The following is a 17,225-nucleotide window of genomic DNA, read 5'->3' as shown; positions in this document are numbered from 1 at the left end:
CGGCCTCGACCCTCCCTGGTTGGGCGGCTCCTGTGATACCCGCCATCACGATCTCGACCCGGCACGCCGCCGGGCACCCGTCCCACCAGGGTACCGTCCGGCCGGGCGATGGAACCTGGTGAGCCTCTCGCAGGTCAACGGCCGATCCCGCGGGAGGGTTCCCGGAGCGGGCAGGTCAGCGGGTGCTGTCCGCCACGGAAGAGACCATCTCACCCAGCCGGGTGCGCAGTGTCTGCGGGTCCGCGGGCGAGACCGTGACCCACTCCCGGCCGTCCGAACCGGCCCGCGACAGGCTCAGATATCGCCCGGACGAGGTGTCGAACCAGCCCAGTACCCGGGACCGCTGCCGGGCACCGAGCGACGATCGGCTGTTCGCCGCGAGCTGACCGCCGCGCAGCCGTGGCTGGCCGGAGATGAGCCCGTAGGTCTCCCGCGGATCGACGGTGGCGCGCTCGCTGAGTGACTGACGTCTCGGCCGGCGGCCCTTCACCTGCGGCTCCTGCCCCCCGCCCGCGGCCACCGGCACCCGGATCGGCCGGGTGTGCAGTGCCTCGTCCAGCGGCAGGGTGACCGAGGCCTCGCTACCGCGCTTGCCCGCGGGCAACAGGCCCACGATGGTCGAGACCAGCCCGTCGGACGGCGTCTCCCGCAGCCAGATGCCGTCCGCGTCCTGGATGGCGACCACGCCGGTGCGCTCGTCGCCGGCCGCGAGCAGCGCGACCGGATGCGCCTCGAACTGCGGGATGTGCAGCCCGTCGAGGGAGACCGGGGCACGGGCGAGCAGCGTGAGCCAGTCCTCCAGCCGCGGTTCCGCCCGGCCGCGCGCGTCCCGCAGGCCGCGGGCCTTCAGCTCGGTGTCCACCCGATGCCGCAGGGACACCCGTTCGTCCTGGGTGGCGCCGTGCGAGTGGATCCGCAGGGGATACGGCAGCTCGCCCAGCTCCATCGACTCCCACAGGAAGTCGAACGCCAGCGGCGAGAAGAACTCCTGGTGCATCCGGTGCTGCTCACCCTCCAGAATCGGTTCGTGGCCCAGCGTAACGCTGGGACTCCGGTCAGAGCGCGGCGGCACCCGCCTGGTCGGCGGCGCCGGCGAGCATCTCGCCGAGCCGGTGCCGCAGGGTCGCGGCGTCGGCCGGGGCGATGGTGATCCAGTCCCGGCCGTCGTGCCCGCGGGTAGCCTGCGTGAAGTACCGGCCGGTCTCGGTGTCGAACCAGCTGAGCACCGGCGAGCGGCTGCGCCCGCCGAGCCGGTTGCGGGCGTTCGCGCCGATCTGGCCGCCCCGCAGCCGCTGCTGGGTGTGCAGCCGCGCGAGTGCCTTGCGGTCCTCGTCCACGCTCGCCCGGCCGGTCGCGTCGACCTGGTTGCCCCGGCGCTGCATGAAGTCCACCCCGGACGCGCCGACGAGTTGCTCCAGCGGCACGGTGATGGACTTCTCGCTGCCCCGCGGGCTGCCCGGCAGCAGCGAGACCACGGCGGTGGCCAGCCCGTCGGCCGGGCACGGCTGCAGGTGCAGCCCGCGCTGGTCCTGCACCGCGAACAGGCCCTGGTCCCCGAGCCGGGCGGCGACCGCGAGCAGCGGCTCGCCGTTCGGGTCGAGCAGCTGCACGGTGTCCAGGCTCGCGTCGGGCGAGGCGAGCATGCCGAAGTAGTCCTCGACGTGTGGCGCCGGACGGCCGTGGCGATCGGCCACGCCGCGCTCGGCGAGCCCGCCGAGCGTGCCGAGGCGCAGCGCCGCACGCTCGTCCATCGTCGCGCCGTGCGAGGGGATGCGCAGCGGATAAGGCAGCTCACCCACCGCGGCGGACTCCCACAGGAAGTCCGCCTCCAACGGCGTGAGCAGCTCCGCGTTCGGCATCGACCAACTCCCTATCCCGAAGTGTTCCCGGACAACCGCGGGCGCGTGACCGGATCCGGTCACGCGCCCGCGGGGTACCGCATCAGTCTTCCTCGTCCTCCGACCACGCCCCGATGACCGGGGGCGGGGTGGCCTCGTTGGCGCCGAACGCGTCGTCCGGGTCGGGCTCGATGAGGAACGAGGCGTGCGTGTGCTCCTCGTCCTCCCGGCCCTGCCCGCCGTGCGCACCCATGCCGCCGCCCATGCCCGGTGCCATGCCCGCCGGCTGGTTCTGGCCACCGATGGTGCCGCCCGCGGAGACCACGCCCTGCTGCTGCGGCGTTGCCGACGCGGCGCTCTGCCCGCTCTGGTGCTCCGACGAAGCCGCGGTGTTGTCGCTCTTGCGCGACGCGCTGCGCGAGCCTTGACCGAGCTTGCCGAGCCCCGCGCCCGCACCCGCGACCCCGAGGCCCAGCGCGGCACCCGTACCGGCGCCACTGCCGCCGGACGAAACAGAAACGGACGCCGCCGAGGCCGGGACGGAAGCACCCGTGCCCGCTCCCGCAGCGGCGCCGGGAGCGAGGCCGCCGTCGAAACCGGCGGTGGCCATGGAGCCCGAATCGTGTGTCCCATGCGCGGCGGGGCCACCGTGCGCCCCACCGGCCAGGCCCGGGGCACCCGCTCCGCCGAGCACCTCGACGCCGCCGAGGCCCTGCACGGAACCCGGATGGGCGACCACGCTGACGGAGTTGAACGAGTTGCCGTTGAAGTGCGTCGCGGTCGCCTTCATGCCGAGCGATTCGGGACCGAAGCTCGGGGTGGAGCCGTCCACGTCGGTCATCGCCTCGGTGTAGGCGTTGAAGAACGCGACCTGCTGCGCCTTGACGTCGTCGGCCGCGTCCGCCTGTGCCTTCTGGTCGGCGACCATCGCGGCCGGGCCGCCGGCGAGCGCGGCGGCCATGGCCTGCTTCGGGTCGAACTCGCGCGGCGCCGGCATCTTCTTCACCTCGGCGGCCGCGGCGGCCTGCTTGGCCATCCGGTCGGCCATGGTGTGCGCGGCGTCGGAGGCCTGGCTGCCGGAGTTGGCGATGGCGACCAGCGCGCCCTGCGCACTCGCCGCGCCTTCACCGACCCACGCGTTGCCGAGTTCGGCGATCGCGTTGTACAGCTCGTCGGCCGTGCGCTTGAGCTCGGTGCCGTGCTTGCTCCAATGCTGACCCGTCGCCTCCGCGGTGCCCGGGTCGTTGTCCGTCACAGCACCGTTGAAAAGCTGCTGGCTGGCCTGCGAGTTCCAGTTCGGCGGGTTCGCGATGGCGCGGTCGCCGCCCATCTCGAAACCGCCGGAACTGCTGCGCGCGGCGTTCACGATGCTCTGCGAGGAGTTGCTGCCCAGCGGTACGACCGAGCCGCCGGACGGCGGGGCGTAGCCGGCCGAACCCGGCCCGGCGAGGTCTTGATTCGGTGCCATGACTTGCTGATCCCCCTAAGACGTCAGGCCTTGCGGAACGGGTCGGCGGCGGACTGGTCCATCTCGTGGTAACGCGCCATCGCCTGGACGATGCCCTCCTCGGCGGCCTGGTACTGGCCGAGCAGGTTCTGCAGTGCGGCGGAGTAGGAGTCGCCGCCCCCGTCGGCACGCTGCACGAACTTGGCGGCCATCGCGTTGCCGACCGGGTTGTTGCCCAGCTTCGGCGGCTGGGCGAGCGTGCCCGAGCCGTTCAGCAGCGCCTCGACCGCATCCTTGCCGGTGCGGATCTTGTTCAGCACGGTGTGCGCCGCGTCGGGATCAATCCCGACCTGGCCGTTCGCAGCCGCATTTCTGAACGCGTTGGCGTCGCCCATCTGCCCTCTCTCCGTTCCCCCGCGCGAGCCCTGCCCGCCCGCATGGCACTAGGTCTTCGCATAGGTTAACGCACCTGGTCGTGCCCTATGACGCGTTCGAAGAGATCAGGGTTCCGCATCCGGCGGGCCGGACGCAAGCGGCTTCAGGAGGTGTAAACGTGCGGGTCCAGCGTGCCGATGTAGGGCAGATCCCGATAGCGCTCCGCATAGTCGAGGCCATACCCGACTACGAATTCGTTCGGAATGTCGAAGCCGATGTACCGAACCGGCACGTCGACCTTCACCGCTTCCGGTTTCCGCAGCAGTGACACCACCTCCAGCGAGGCCGGATTCCGGCTCGCCAGGTTCTTCAGCAGCCAGGACAGCGTCAGCCCGGAATCGACGATGTCCTCGACGATCAGCACATTCCGGCCGGCGATGTCGCGATCGAGGTCCTTCAGGATGCGCACCACCCCCGAGGAGGAGGTCGAGGACCCGTACGAGGACACGGCCATGAACTCCAGCTGGGTCGGCAGCGGGAGGGCGCGGGCGAAGTCGGTCATGAACATGACGGCGCCCTTGAGGACGCCTACCAGGATGAGGTCGCCCTGGCCGTTTTCCGGGTGGTCGGCGGCGATCTTCGCCGCCAGCTCCGCGATCTTGTCCCTGATCTGCTGCTCGGTGATGAGCACGGAGGCGATCTCGCCCTCGTACACGAGTCATTCCCCTCGGGTGGTGGGTTCGGGTCCGGCAAGCGAGAGCCTGCCACGGGACCGCCGTGCCTCCAAGTTGCCCGGCAGCCAGACTCCGCCCTGACCGCGCCAGCGGGACACCAGCGCATCGACCGAACGCAGGTGCGCATCGGTCAGCTCCCGGACCCCGGAGTCCAGCAGCCACCTGCGGAGAACCCGTCTGCGCACTGCTGCCGGCTCGACGGCGAGCACTGCCGTATCAAGCTCTCGGCCCTGCTTCGCGCGCGCGTGCACCCGCGCGGCGAGTGTGTCCAACGCCTCTGTGTCGTCGCGCAATTGAGCGGCCGTACGGGCCAACGCGGGCGCCACGCCGCCGGCCAACACGTCCTCCAACAACGGGAGCACTTCGCTGCGCAGCCGGACACGGGTGAACCGCGGGTCGGCGTTGTGCGGGTCCTGCCACGGCTGCACGCCAAGCTCGACGCAAGCCTGCTGAGTCTGTACGCGGGTGATCCCGAGAAGCGGACGGCCCCACGGTGGGTCGTGCGGGCGCATCCCGGCGAGCGACCGTGGCCCGGAGCCTCGGCCAAGGCCGAGTAGCACCGTCTCCGCTTGGTCATCGAGGGTATGGCCGAGCAGTACGAGCCCTTCGCCGTCTGACAACGCTTCGCGCAGCGCGCGGTACCTCGCAGTGCGTGCGGCTGCTTCAGGACCGCCTTTGCCGACGACCTCGACTCTGCGTACCTCAGCCGTTTCGACGCCCAGCTTCCGCACCACAGCAGCGGCTTCGGCCGCGACGTCCGCGGAGCCTTCCTGGAGGCCGTGGTCGATCACAAGCGCCCGCGTACGGAAGCTCTGGCGACGAGCGACGTACGCGGTCGCTTCGGCCAGCGCGACCGAATCCGCCCCACCGGAGACCGCGACGCACACTTCGCCGGGCAGCTCGACGGTGGCGAGGAATTCGCGGACCGCCAGACGGACCGCGGCGAGCGCACTCACCCGTGCAGACGCCGTACCCAGGCCGCGGGGTCCGCGATCTCCGCCCGGGTCGGCAACGTGTTCGGCGACCGCCAGACCGCGTTGAAGCCCGCCATACCGACGGCGTCGACCACGTGCCGGGTGAATTTCGCGCCTTCTTCGTATTGGCGGATCTTCGCGTCGAGCCCCAGGAGAGCACGCAGCAGCCGGTCAAAGAGGCCACCACCGCGACGGCGCGCGCTGAACTTTGAACGGATCTGCTCGACGCTGGGCACCACCTGGGGGCCGACCGCGTCCATCACGTAATCGGCATGCCCTTCCAGCAATGTGGACAAGGCCAGCAGCCGGTCGAACACCGCGCGTTCCTTGGGCGACTGGAGCAGCTCCGCGATCCCCGCGCCCTTGCCTCGATGCTTGACCGCGTCGGTGAGCCTGCCGAACAGCTCGGCCAGGCTGTCGTCCGAATGCCCGGCGATTCCCGAGATCAGCCGCTCGACCTCGTCCGCGAAGTAGTCCCGCAGCCACGGCACGGCGGTGAACTGCAGCCGGTGCGTGCACTCGTGCAGGCAGACCCAGAGCCGGAATTCCCGGTCCGGCACCTTCATCGCGCGTTCCGCGGCGACCACGTTCGGCGCGACCAGCAGCAGCTCGCCTCGGTTTTCCGGCCCGCCGAACGGGTCGTACTGGCCGAGCACGCGGGAAGCGAGGAAGGCCAGCACCAGCCCCGTCTGCATGCCCGCGCCGGAGGCCAGGATCGGGCCGAGCGGGCCGCCCTGCGCGGCAGGCAGCGCGCGGCCGGTCAGCGCGCCGAGCCCGGACGCGGCCGAGCGCACCCAGCCGGGCCGGTCCACCACCGTGCCGGGCAGCAGCGGCAGTTCCCGTCCGAGCCCGGTCAGCTCACGGACGTGCCCCTCCGCCTCCGCGGTCAGCTCCCGCAGATCGGTCACCACCCGGTCGGCCTCGCGCCGGGGGATCTGCGGGCCGCCCCGCACGAGCAGCGCGCCGGTGGCCGCCGCCCGGTCCCAGTCGACCATCGGGCGTTCGCGGGTTTCGGTTTCCTGGCTCACCCTTCCGACGCTACCGCCCGAACCGGTCAGCGACAGCCGCAGTCACGCAACGTCGTGGCGAGTACGTCGAGCGCGGCCTGTCCGGGGTCCTTGTCCGAGCCGTTGGACATGAACGCGAACGCGAGTACCCGGTTGTCCTTGTCCAGCACGTATCCGGCGAGGGTGTTGACGCTGGTGAGCGTGCCGGTCTTGGCCCGCACCCAGCCCTTGCCATCCGCCGACGGCGCGGCCTGATAGCGATTGGAGAGCGTGCCCGTCGAACCACCCGCGACGGGGAGCCCGGCGAGCAGGGGACGCAGCTTCGAGGTCTTCTCGTCCTTGCCGTCCGGGCCCGCGGCCGCCGCGAGCACCTGGCTGAGCAGCCGCGCGGGCACCTTGTTCTGGTTGGACAAGCCGCTGGTGTCGAACAGCTGCAGCTGGCTCACGTCGAACCCGTGATCGCCGAGGACCTTCTTCACCGCGGCAGCCGCGCCCGTGAACGACGGCTCCCCGCCGGTGGCGATGGCGACCTGCCTGCCGAGCGCGTCGGCGAGTACGTTGTCGGAGATCTGCAGCAGCGCGTACGCGAGGTCGGGCAGCGGAGCCGACTGAACCTCGGCGAGCACCTTCGCGTCCGAGGCCGCCTTCGTCGCCGGGCCCGGGGTTGCCCCGAGTTTCTGCGCGACGAGCTGGGTGATCGCACCGGCCGGATTGGCCGAGCGCTGGGTCTCGTCGACCTTGGCATTGCCACGGCCGCCGTCGGTCATCACCGGAGCGATCGGGGCGCCGTACGTGGACGGAGCGTCCCCCGGCTCCCAGCCCTGTGCGGTGGGCGGGCCGGTGTAGGCACTGACGTCGACCTGCACCTTGCTGACGTTCCCGCCAGCCTTCTTGACCTGTGTGATGAGGTCGTCCACGTGCGCGGCGCCCGGGTACAGCGGCGAGTCGGTGCCTTGCGGCAGCGTGGTGAGTGTCGGGTCCCCACCGCCGACGAGGATCACCGTGCCCGGCTGCGCACCCTGAACGATCTTGGTGGTCAGCCGTTCACCCGGGTCCATCGCGAGCAGCGCCGCGGCCACGGTGAGGATCTTCGTGGTCGAGGCCGGGGTCAACGCAGTGGCGGAGTCGCGGTCCCACAAGGCGGTTCCGGTCGCCGGGTCGATCACACTGCCGCTGAGCTTCGCGAGCGCCGGTGCGCCGGCCGGACCGGACAGGGCGGACGCGACACCGTTCGCGGTCGCACCCGGGCCCGACGTGTCCGGACCGTGCAGCGAAAGACTGACGTCGGCCGGATCGGGCGCGGCGCCTTTCGGCGCGTTGGGCGCCCACGGCAACCCCAGACGGGTCGCCACCTGCGGCACCGCCGAGGCGCCGCCGGCCGCGGCGAGCAGGAGTACCACCACGATCCCGGCGATGACCAGCTTCTTGCGCCCCCGCTTCGGGGCGTCACCACCGGCCGGCGGGGCGGGCGGCGTCTCCGGCGGCGGCGGGCGGAGACCGACCGTCGACTCGCTCGCGAGCTGCTCCGGAATGCCGTCGGCCGGTTGCGCCTCGGGCTCGGCCCCGGCCGGCTGCGCGGCTTCTGCCTGCTGCAGCCGCGGGATCCCGACCGTCGCCTCGGACGCGAACTGGCCCCGGGACGGCTCGATCCGCATCGGCCGCGCAGGACCGCTGGACGCGGACGGCACGTCACCCGGCTCCGGCCGGATCGGCACGTCGATCCGCTGCGACCAGGATTCGTCACGGCCCTGTTCCGTACCGCGAGGCTGCCCATCCCCGGGTTGGTTGGCTTGCAACGCATCCCAACGCGGCCCAGGACTACCCGGGGTCTCCGGCTGCCCTTCCCCTGGCCAGCTCACGGCTTCTTGCGCAGCCCAGCGCGGCTGCCCGTCTCCGGACCGGCTCGCCGCGTCCGTCGGCTCCGGGCTGCGTGGTTGACCATCCGACGGCGGATCAGCGCCTTCCGCCGAGCTTTCGCTGCGGAACGCCCCCCAGCCTTCGCCCGCATCCGGCTGCTGCGGAGTTCCCGGGGACACCGGACGAAAGGCCGCCCAGCCCTGTCCGCCGTCTGCCGCCGAACCGGCCCCGGGCGACTCGTCGTGGAACGCGGAGAACTGCTGCGTTGAGCCTTCCTGGCCGCTGTCCGGACGTCCTGGCTGGAACAGCGGGGCAGTGCCCCGCGGCGGCTGCTGCGGTCGCTCAACCGGCACCCACGGGACCGACGGCTGCTCCGCCCGGGACTCCGGCTGCCACTGGACCTGCCGGGTCTGCTCCCCGGGCGGCTCCGGCCGGTCCGCGCGAGACTCGGGTTGCCACTGGAACGGCTGCTGGACCGACGGCCGGATCTGGCGGGTCTGCTCCCCCGGCGGCACCGATTCATCCGGCGTGCCCGGCTCCGCAGGCGCGTTGAGGCCCGGTATCGGTGTCGCCGGGACGTTCGGGCGAAACCATGAACCCGGACCGTCACCGGGTGTGACGTTCGGCACGGCGAGCCGTTCGGTGGTGCCCGCGGTCCGCTTCGGCAGGGGAAGGCCGCCAGTCGCCCCTTCACCGTGGGGCGTGGCGTCTTCGTCGCCCGTCGGCCACCTCGGCTGGTCGTTGTCCGGCACCCACCACTCCTTCTCACCTGCCCCCGGGAAGGGGCCAAGGTCACATGCCACCTGACCGACATCGGCGCGACCGGCCGGCCCGGCGTAGTCCACACTAGTGACGTCAATGAGGGCATTGTGGTTGCCGCCCGCGACGCGGGGCACACCCAGATTCGAGAAGCAGCGAGGACGGCCGTGGAATTCGACGTCACGATCGAAATCCCCAAAGGGGAGCGCAACAAGTACGAGGTCGACCACAAGACCGGTCGCATCAAGCTGGACCGGACCCTGTTCACGGCAACGCAGTACCCGGCCGACTACGGCTTCATCGACGACACGCTCGGCCAGGACGGCGACCCGCTGGACGTGCTCGTGCTGGTGCAGGAGCCGACCTTCCCCGGCTGCCTGATCCGCTGCCGGGCGATCGGGATGTTCCGGATGACCGACGAGAAGGGCCCGGACGACAAGGTCCTCGCGGTCCCGACGAACGATCCGCGCCAGGAGCACCTGCGCGACATCCACCACCTCAACGAGTTCCACCGGCTGGAGATCCAGCATTTCTTCGAGGTCTACAAGGACCTGGAGCCGGGCAAGAGCGTGGAGGGATCCAGCTGGGCGGGCCGTACCGAGGCGGAGGCCGAGATCTCCCGCTCGTTCCAGCGCGAGGTGGACCGGCTGGCGAAGGCCGAGCTGGAAGGCGAAGCCGAGCACTGAGCAGCGCACGAAAAGGGCCGTTCACCCCGGGGGTGAACGGCCCTTTCGGTATCCGGGCTCAGCCGGCCATCGCGAGGTCCGCGCTCTCCTCCTCGGCCCGCACCTCCAGTGCCGACTTGTCCGACAGTGGCTTCTCCCGCAGGAACCACACCAGCGCGAAGCCGACCGTCAGCACAATTCCGCCGATCACGAAGACCGTGCTCATCGAGCTGGCGAAGCCGTCGAGGATCGGCCGGGCGAGCAGCGGGTCCAGGGAGGACAGGAACGAGGTGTCGTTGATGTCCACGCCACCGGCCGCCATCCGGTGCGCGAACTCCGGGTTCTGGGCCAGCGCCGCGACGTAGGCGGGCGAGCCCATCGCCGAGCGGACCGCCGCGGCGATCCGGTCGCCAACCGTGCTGAACAGGATCGACATGAACACCGCGGTGCCGGCCGTGCCGCCGATCTGGCGGAAGAAGGTCGACGCCGAGGTCGCCACCCCGATGTCCTGCGACGACACGTCGTTGGTCGCGGCCAGCGTCAGCGTCTGCATCGACGAACCGAGGCCGAGCCCGATCACGAACGCGATCGCCATCACCACGCCCAGCGGGGTGTCCGTGCCGATCGTGGACAGCGCGAACAGCGCTGCGGCCATCAGGCCGAGACCGGCCACCGCGAACGGCTTGTACCGGCCGGTCCGGGCGATGATCCGGCCGCTGCTCAGGCTCGCCACCATGATCCCGAGGGTCAGCGGCAGCATCTGCAGCCCGGCCTGCGTCGGGGACGCGCCCTTCACGATCTGCAGGTACAGCGGCAGCGACATCATCGCGCCGAACATCCCGACGCCCTGGATCACGGTGACCATCGTGGCCACCCGGAACACCGGGCGCCGGAACAGCCGCAGCGGCAGCAGCGCGGCGTCGCCCATCCGGCGTTCCTGCAGGATGAACAGCACCACCCCGAGCGCCCCGACCAGGTACATCGCGATCGAGGCCGGCGCGCCCCAGCCCCATTCGCGGCCCTGCTCGGCGACCAGCAGCAGCGGCACCAGGCCCATGGTCAGCGCACCGGCGCCGAGGAAGTCGATCCGTTGCCGCACACGGGTGTGCGGCAGGTTCAGCACCTTGCTCACCACGACCAGCGCGGCCAGCGCGATCGGCACGTTCACCATGAACACCCAGCGCCAGCCGGTGAGGCCGCCGAACGAATCGAGACCGGCGAAGAACCCGCCGACGACCGGGCCCGCCACGCTCGAAACGCCGAACACCGCCATGAAGTAGCCCTGGTACTTGCTGCGCTCGCGAGGCGAGGTGATGTCGCTGATGATCGCCAGCGCGAGCGACATCAGGCCACCGGCACCAAGGCCCTGGAACGCCCGGAACGCGGCCAGCTCGTACATCGAACTCGCCATGCCGCTGGCCAGTGAACCGGCCAGGAACAGCGAGATCGCGGTCAGGTACATCGGTTTCCGGCCGAAGAGGTCGGACAGTTTGCCGTACAGCGGCGTGGAAAGCGTCGCGGTGATCAGGTACGCCGTGGTGGCCCAGGCCTGCAGGCTCTGCCCGTGCAGTTCGTCGGCGATGGTCTTCATCGCCGAGGACACGATGGTCTGGTCGAGGGCGGCCAGGAACATGCCGAGCATCAGCCCGGACAGGATGGTGAGGATCTGCCGGTGGGAAAGCCGCCCGTTCGTGGTGGCGCCTCCTTCCTCGGAAGAGGTCTTGCTCATCGGGGTCTCCTTGCTTCGTGATCTCCAGGCGGCGTGACGGTTGCTTGCACTCGTCAACTACTTGCCTCGTGCAACTGTCCCGAAAAAGCTTGTATTCCGCAACCAAGTTTCCTGTGACCCTGCTCGCAAGGGCCCGGAGCAGCGCAAAAGGGGCCGCCCGCGGATGCGGACGGCCCCTTCGGGAGAAACGCTCAGGCGGTGTAGCCCGGGATCGGGAACGGCGCGAGGAACTCGCGGATCTCGGCCGCGATGGTGTCCAGCGCGGGCTCCTGCTGCGCGGCCGCGGCGGTGACCGTGCGATCGATCCAGTCCGCGACCTGGACCTGGTGCTCGGGCCGGAGCCCGCGGGTGGTGATCGCGGAAGTGCCCAGCCGGATCCCCGACGGGTCGAACGGCTTGCGCGGGTCGAACGGCACGGTGTTGTAGTTCAGCTCGATCCCGGCCCGGTCCAGCGCCTGCGCGGCCGGCTTGCCGGGCACGGCCTTGCCGGCCAGGTCGATCAGCAGCAGGTGGTTGTCGGTCCCGCCGGAGACCAGGTCGTAACCCCGCTCGACGAGCGCCTCGGCGAGCGCCTTCGCGTTGGCGACCACGGCGTGCGCGTAGTCGGCGAAGGACGGCTGCTGCGCTTCCCCGAGCGCGACCGCGATGGCGGCCGTCGTGTGGTTGTGCGGACCGCCCTGCAACCCGGGGAAGACGGCCTTGTCCACTGCCTTCGCGTGGTCGGCGTCGGAGAGGATCATCGCGCCGCGCGGGCCACGCAGCGTCTTGTGCGTCGTCGTGGTGATCACCTGCGCGTGACCGACCGGCGACGGATGCGCGCCACCGGCGACCAGGCCGGCGATGTGCGCGATGTCGGCGACCAGCACCGCGTCGACCTCACGGGCGATCTCGGCGAATGCCGGGAAGTCGATGGTGCGCGGGATCGCCGTACCCCCGGCGAAGATCAGCTTCGGCCGGTGCTGCCGGGCGAGGTCGCGGACCTGGTCGAGGTCGACCCGGCCGGTCTCCTTGCGTACGCCGTAACGCACCGGCGTGAACCACTTCCCGGTGGCGGACACGCTCCAGCCGTGCGTGAGATGCCCGCCGTCCGGCAGCGCCATGCCGAGCACGGTGTCGCCGGGCTTGGCGAAGGCCAGATACACCGCGAGGTTCGCCGGGGAACCGGAGTATGGCTGGACATTCGCGTGGTCGGCGCCGAATACGGCCTTCGCCCGCTCGATGGCCAGCGTCTCGATCTGGTCCACGAACTGCTGGCCCTCGTAGTACCGCTTGCCCGCGTAGCCCTCGGAGTACTTGTTCGTCAGCACGGTGCCGGTCGCTTCCAGCACCGCCTGCGAAACGTAGTTCTCGGAGGCGATCAGGCGGATCTTGTCGTGCTGCCGCTTCGCCTCGTCCTCGACGAGACCGGCGAGCTTCGGGTCGGCCGCGGCGAGAGCGGACAGGGCGGGCTGATGTGTCATCACGTACTCCGGCTGTGCAGTGGCCTGCACCCAGGCGCGCGGTGCCGGCCTCGTCGTCGCTCCCCGGTGGTGCTCCACCTCTTCAATGGCGCCAGTCGCAGCTGCGCGGGAAAGTCTAGTGCACTCGCTGTGCCGGGCCCGGCACGCGCTACACCGGCTGGCTACCTTCGCGATGGCGTCGCGCGAGTTCCTGATAGACGGCCGCGTTGTGATCCACCCACATCCGCGCGGAATCGGTGAGCGGCACGAACTTCTTGGCCGGGCTGCCCATCGCGATCGTCTCGGCGGGCACCTCGGTGCCGGGTGTCACGGTGGCACCGGCGGCGATCAGCGCCCGCGGACCGATCACCGCGCGGTCGAGCACCGTGGACCCGTTGCCGATCAACGCCTGCTCGCCGACCGTGCAGTCGTGCACCAGGCACTGGTGGCCCACCGTCACGTTCCGGCCCACCTCGCACAGTTCGGTGTTGGTGTGGATCACCGAGTTGTCCTGGATGTTCGCGCCCTCGCGGATCACGATCGGACCGGAATCGCCCCGGATGACCGCGCCGTACCAGACCGAGGCGCCCTTCTCGACGGTCACATTGCCGATCAGGGTTGCGGTGGGGGCGATCCAGGCATCCGGATGCACGTTCGGGCTGACGCCCTCGAAGGAAAACAGAGGCATGTGCGCACCTTATGCGGCGTCAGCGATACCCGGCGAAGCAGAGCGCTTCGATGTCCCCGCGAAACCCGGCGAACGGACGTGGCCGCACCCGCTGCTGCACGACCGCGCCGAGCAGGTAGCTCAGCAGCGCGCGGGCACGGGCGCGGGGATCGTCCACGTCGAGCGGGGCGAGTAGTTCCACCAGCAGCTCGGTGATCGAGGTGAGCATCGCGTCGATCGCCTGCGGGTGCTGTGCCCGCCCGGCCGCGATCCAGTACTCGAACCAGAGGAACGCGCCACCCGGCCGTTCGGCGAATTCGCGCAGGTAGGCCTCGGTGACCGCGAACAGCCGGGCGCGCGGGTCCGCGTGCTCTTCGCCGACCGTGCGCAGCCGGGCGGCGAAGGTGTTGATGTGCGCGGCCATCGCCCGGTCGATCAGGACGTCGATGTCGGCAAAGTAGTAGTGGATCGCGCTCTTGGTGAGCGGCCCGGCGTCCGCGATCGCGCGTACTGTGCAGCCGGCGAGCCCGTCCCTGGCGAGCACCACCCGAGCGGCCTCGACGATCTGGTCCTGCTTCTGCAGTTGATTGGGCGACAGCTGGGCGCTGCGGCCGGGTACGGCGCTCACGGTGATCCTCGTTACGGGGTCCAGGACGGCAGGCCCGAATTCTAGGGCAGATGTCCCGGCCGCCCCCGTAGGGTGAAAAACCGGATTGGCCACCCCGCTCCGCGCGGCGGAGAATGCCCGGCATGGTGATCTCAGGGGACAAGGGGCTCAGCGAGGCGGCACGCCGTCAGCTGGAAAAGGAAATAGCCGATCTACGCGCGCAACGGGCGGCGCTCGCCCCGCAGCCGGGTGAACAGGAGCGCACCGGGGACGCGGCCGACCAGGCCGACGTGATCGACCGCGCGGAGGCCGCCGCCAGGCTGGAACGGCAAATCGCCGACGTGTCCGCGAAACTGGAGCACGGCGCGTACGACAGCTCACTGCTGCCCGACGGCACGCGCGTTTCGCTGCAGTTCGCCGACGGGGACAAGGAAGTGTTCACCGTGGTCACCCTCCCGGGCGAAGACGCCGATTCGGTGACCTCGGACAGCCCGCTCGGCCTCGCCCTGGTCGGCGCGAAGGCCGGCGACGAGGTCACCTACCGCACGCCGCGCGGCGAGACGACGGTGACCGTGCTGGAGCTGACCCCGCCGAAGGACTGACCACAAAGGACTGAACGAGGGCCGCACGGGTGCGGCCCTCGTTCAGTTTCCGAGGAGACTTTCGGCACGGTAGGCATAGACCGCGTCCTGCTCGACCGCCACATGCCAGCCGTCGCAGACCTTGTCCGTGCGCTTGTGCTCCCCGGCCGGCCACCAGTCCGCGGTCAGCGTCGGCGGCGCAGCCTCGGCATCGCCGGAAGTGCACAAGCTGGGCAAAGTCGTTCCCGCGGGCCGGTACTTCAGAATCCGCTCCGTCCCCGTGGTGCGGATGACCTCCTCGACCTGCTGTGCCCCATCCGGCACCCACGCCGGCAACTTCGCGTCGTCGTCGTTCTTGCCTTCGAGCCCGCTTTCGTAGGAAACCGCCTTCATATGCCCGTTCCCCTGCTCGGTGATCGCCTGACTGAGCCCGCACCCGGACACCGCGGTCACCGCCACCACCGCACCCGCGACGGCCATCTTGCGCATGTTCTGCATGTCTTCGAGTCAAGCCCGGCGAACGGACGCCGCCATCGGCCTTCCGGCTCGGGTAGACCCGGCCAGTTGACCGATCGTGGCCCCGGCCGGGTCATCCGCGAGGAGAAAATGCAATCAGGCCCTGTCCGGAAATTTCCGGACAGGGCCTGATTCGAGAGCCGCCTGGGGGAATCGAACCCCCGACCTATTCATTACGAGTGAATCGCTCTGGCCGACTGAGCTAAGGCGGCGTGTCGCGGTGGCGGAGCCGTGCGACGGGCATCAGTGTAGCGGAGCCCGGCGCGTCACTTTCCGGGGGCCGCGTCGTTGGGCTCCTATGACTTCGGTCTCAATTCCGGCCCCGGACACCAACTGGAGGACTCGGCACATGCGGCGAAAACTGCCTCGGGCGGTAGCCGTCCCCGTCACCGCGGCCCTGGTGCTGCTCAGCGCGGGTCCGGCGGGTGCGCAGGACATCCCGACCACGCCGATCCCCCAGCCGGGGAGCCCCGGGCAGCCACCCGGGTCGGTGCCGAACGAGCCGCAGCCGCTCGGGCACGCGGTCGGGGACGCGGGTACCGCGCTCGGGGTACTGCGGCTGCTGCCGAACTCGGTGACCACCGGGACCATCCTTCCCGGCTTCGGCCAGCAGCTGCCGAAGCAATCCGCGCTGGAGGCCGGGATGGGCCTGTCCAGCGCGTCCGCGAACTCGGAAGCCTACCTCAGCTACGAGAAGTCGATTGCGCAGTCCTCGCCGTTCGGGCTCGCGGTGGGCGGGCAGGCGCCACAGGTGCCGGGAAGCCTCACGCAGACGGCGTTGCCGGACAACCCCAAGGAGATCACCGGCGGGCTCAACGCACCGTCGAATCCGCTGCTGAACGTCGGGCTGCTCAACGGCAGCGCGCACGCTCGCTGGAGCGACACGCTCGGCCCGTGCGTCGGCACGATCTCCGACGCCAGCACGTCGGTGGCCAGTCTCTCGTTGCTGAACGTCATCCCGACGCTGCCGCAGGTTCCGCTGCTCGGCGGGGGCGGGCTGAACCTGCCGTCCACGGACAAGCTCGCCACCGGGTTCGATCCGGCGAGCGGGCTGCAGAGCCTCGGTGGCCTGCTGTCCGGCGGCGAGAAGGCCCAGCCGGGCGGCGCCGGTTCACTGCTCAGCCTGCCGAACACGCTCTCGTCACACTCACAGGTGAAGCTCGTCGACATCCCGGGGTCGAAGAACAAGGCCGTGCAATCGGTCTCGACGCTGCAGGGCGCGGACCTCCAGATCCTCAAGGGCACCCCGCTCGAACTGGATCTCAAGGTGGTCAGCCAGCCGACGCTCACGGTGACCTCGACCGGCGACGCGAAGACGTCGAAGGTCGAGTACCAGGCACCGGTGCTGACCATCTCGGCCGGCGGCAAAACGCTGTACACCCTTGACGCGGCTAACCCGACCCAGGACATCCCGATCGGCCTGCCGCTGTCACCGCTGAGCGACCAGTTCGGCGCGCTCGACAACGTGCCGGTGGTCGGCGGCCTGGTCGCCACGGCGACGCAGGGCCTCAAGCAGTTGTCCGACACCACCAACAAAGTGCTCGACCTCGGCGTGCTGCGGCTGAGCATTGCGAACCTGGAGCAGAAGCAGTCCGAGGCGACCACGCCGTTCAAGGGCTACCAGCTGGGCGCCTCCGCGCGGCTGTTCGACCTTCAGGTACTGCCCACGGAACGGCTGAAGAGCCTGTTGCCGAAGGACGCGGGCGACAAGCTGCCTTCGTCGCTGGCGCAGCTTTCGCTGGGCGAGCAGGTGGCGCGTGCGTACGCGCCGACGGGCGGCGTGGTGTGCGGTAGCACGACTCCCGCTCCGAACGCTGGCGGCCAAGCGCCGGCCGCACCGGCGAAGCACCTCGCGTACACGGGCGCTGCGTACGACACTGTGCCGTTGTTCTGGACCGGTACTGCATTGCTGTTGCTCGGTGTGGTGATGGTGGCTGCGTTCCCGAACCGTCGCAGGCTCCCGCTGGTGTTGCACCGGAATCCCGGCGAGCAAAAGCCTTTCAAGCCCTCACCGTTCCCACGCGACTGAC

16 protein-coding genes, 1 tRNA gene and 1 riboswitch are annotated in these 17,225 nt (G+C 70.4%); of the genes, 3 read left to right on the top strand and 14 right to left on the bottom strand.

The annotated features are described in order from the left end of the window. Positions 1-175 precede the first annotated feature (175 nt). The 8 genes from D5S19_RS06210 to dacB all read right to left on the bottom strand — a co-directional run bounded on the left by D5S19_RS06210 (position 176) and on the right by dacB (position 8,984). A complete protein-coding gene (locus tag D5S19_RS06210; RefSeq protein ID WP_098512834.1) occupies positions 176-997 on the bottom strand; it encodes an ESX secretion-associated protein EspG in 822 nt (273 codons plus the stop codon). 58 nt (positions 998-1,055) lie between these two features. Then, positions 1,056-1,859 (bottom strand): ESX secretion-associated protein EspG, encoded by an 804-nt coding sequence (locus tag D5S19_RS06205; protein ID WP_120022360.1) that lies wholly within the window; start codon positions 1,857-1,859, stop codon positions 1,056-1,058. A gap of 82 nt (positions 1,860-1,941) precedes the next feature. Next, complete coding sequence (locus D5S19_RS06200; RefSeq protein ID WP_233573746.1) at positions 1,942-3,306, bottom strand: hypothetical protein; 1,365 nt, start codon at positions 3,304-3,306, stop codon at positions 1,942-1,944. Positions 3,307-3,329: 23 nt separating this feature from the next. Beyond that, positions 3,330-3,680, bottom strand: a complete 351-nt coding sequence (locus D5S19_RS06195) for a hypothetical protein (RefSeq protein WP_120022359.1) — start codon at positions 3,678-3,680, stop codon at positions 3,330-3,332. Positions 3,681-3,823: 143 nt separating this feature from the next. Next, positions 3,824-4,375 (bottom strand): hypoxanthine phosphoribosyltransferase, encoded by a 552-nt coding sequence (gene hpt / locus D5S19_RS06190; RefSeq protein ID WP_120022358.1) that lies wholly within the window; start codon positions 4,373-4,375, stop codon positions 3,824-3,826. Between the two features lie 3 nt (positions 4,376-4,378). Then, positions 4,379-5,350, bottom strand: coding sequence for a tRNA lysidine(34) synthetase TilS (gene tilS / locus D5S19_RS06185; protein WP_120022357.1), 972 nt, complete (start codon positions 5,348-5,350; stop codon positions 4,379-4,381). Continuing rightward, positions 5,347-6,363 carry a zinc-dependent metalloprotease gene (locus tag D5S19_RS06180; RefSeq protein WP_120022407.1) on the bottom strand — a complete coding sequence of 339 codons (1,017 nt, stop codon included), beginning with the start codon at positions 6,361-6,363 and terminating at the stop codon, positions 5,347-5,349. The genes tilS and D5S19_RS06180 overlap by 4 nt, the downstream gene beginning before the upstream one ends. Positions 6,364-6,422: 59 nt before the next feature. Further along, positions 6,423-8,984, bottom strand: coding sequence for a D-alanyl-D-alanine carboxypeptidase/D-alanyl-D-alanine endopeptidase (dacB, locus tag D5S19_RS32355; RefSeq protein WP_199730373.1), 2,562 nt, complete (start codon positions 8,982-8,984; stop codon positions 6,423-6,425). A gap of 174 nt (positions 8,985-9,158) precedes the next feature. Here dacB and D5S19_RS06170 point away from each other — a divergent pair, with 174 nt between their 5' ends. Continuing rightward, on the top strand, positions 9,159-9,677 hold the full coding sequence (locus tag D5S19_RS06170; protein ID WP_120022356.1) for an inorganic diphosphatase: 519 nt from the start codon (positions 9,159-9,161) through the stop codon (positions 9,675-9,677). 58 nt (positions 9,678-9,735) lie between these two features. Here D5S19_RS06170 and D5S19_RS06165 read toward each other — a convergent pair whose 3' ends face one another. The 4 genes from D5S19_RS06165 to D5S19_RS06150 all read right to left on the bottom strand — a co-directional run bounded on the left by D5S19_RS06165 (position 9,736) and on the right by D5S19_RS06150 (position 14,119). After that, positions 9,736-11,385, bottom strand: a complete 1,650-nt coding sequence (locus D5S19_RS06165; protein WP_120022355.1) for an MDR family MFS transporter — start codon at positions 11,383-11,385, stop codon at positions 9,736-9,738. 191 nt (positions 11,386-11,576) lie between these two features. Next, positions 11,577-12,845, bottom strand: a complete 1,269-nt coding sequence (locus D5S19_RS06160; protein ID WP_120022354.1) for a serine hydroxymethyltransferase — start codon at positions 12,843-12,845, stop codon at positions 11,577-11,579. A gap of 21 nt (positions 12,846-12,866) precedes the next feature. After that, positions 12,867-12,954, bottom strand: a riboswitch (ZMP/ZTP riboswitch). 39 nt (positions 12,955-12,993) lie between these two features. Beyond that, positions 12,994-13,512, bottom strand: coding sequence for a gamma carbonic anhydrase family protein (locus tag D5S19_RS06155; protein ID WP_120022353.1), 519 nt, complete (start codon positions 13,510-13,512; stop codon positions 12,994-12,996). A 19-nt stretch (positions 13,513-13,531) separates the two neighbouring features. Continuing rightward, complete coding sequence (locus tag D5S19_RS06150) at positions 13,532-14,119, bottom strand: TetR/AcrR family transcriptional regulator (RefSeq protein ID WP_120022352.1); 588 nt, start codon at positions 14,117-14,119, stop codon at positions 13,532-13,534. Positions 14,120-14,241: 122 nt separating this feature from the next. On the opposite strand from D5S19_RS06150, the gene D5S19_RS06145 reads away from it, so the two are divergent. Next, positions 14,242-14,700, top strand: coding sequence for a GreA/GreB family elongation factor (locus tag D5S19_RS06145; protein ID WP_120022351.1), 459 nt, complete (start codon positions 14,242-14,244; stop codon positions 14,698-14,700). A gap of 42 nt (positions 14,701-14,742) precedes the next feature. Here the strand turns inward: D5S19_RS06145 and D5S19_RS06140 are convergent, their stop codons facing one another. Beyond that, entirely contained in the window at positions 14,743-15,177 is a 435-nt protein-coding gene (locus D5S19_RS06140; protein ID WP_120022350.1) for a hypothetical protein, read from the bottom strand. A gap of 156 nt (positions 15,178-15,333) precedes the next feature. Then, a tRNA-Thr gene (locus tag D5S19_RS06135) sits at positions 15,334-15,407 on the bottom strand. A 137-nt stretch (positions 15,408-15,544) separates the two neighbouring features. Here D5S19_RS06135 and D5S19_RS06130 point away from each other — a divergent pair. Then, on the top strand, positions 15,545-17,224 hold the full coding sequence (locus D5S19_RS06130; protein ID WP_199730372.1) for a hypothetical protein: 1,680 nt from the start codon (positions 15,545-15,547) through the stop codon (positions 17,222-17,224). Position 17,225 lies beyond the last annotated feature (1 nt).

This window comes from Amycolatopsis panacis (genome assembly GCF_003600245.1).
Lineage (GTDB): Bacteria > Actinomycetota > Actinomycetes > Mycobacteriales > Pseudonocardiaceae > Amycolatopsis > Amycolatopsis sulphurea.
The sequence above is the reverse complement of the archived record's forward strand: the minus strand, read 5'-3'. Positions and strand labels throughout refer to the sequence as shown.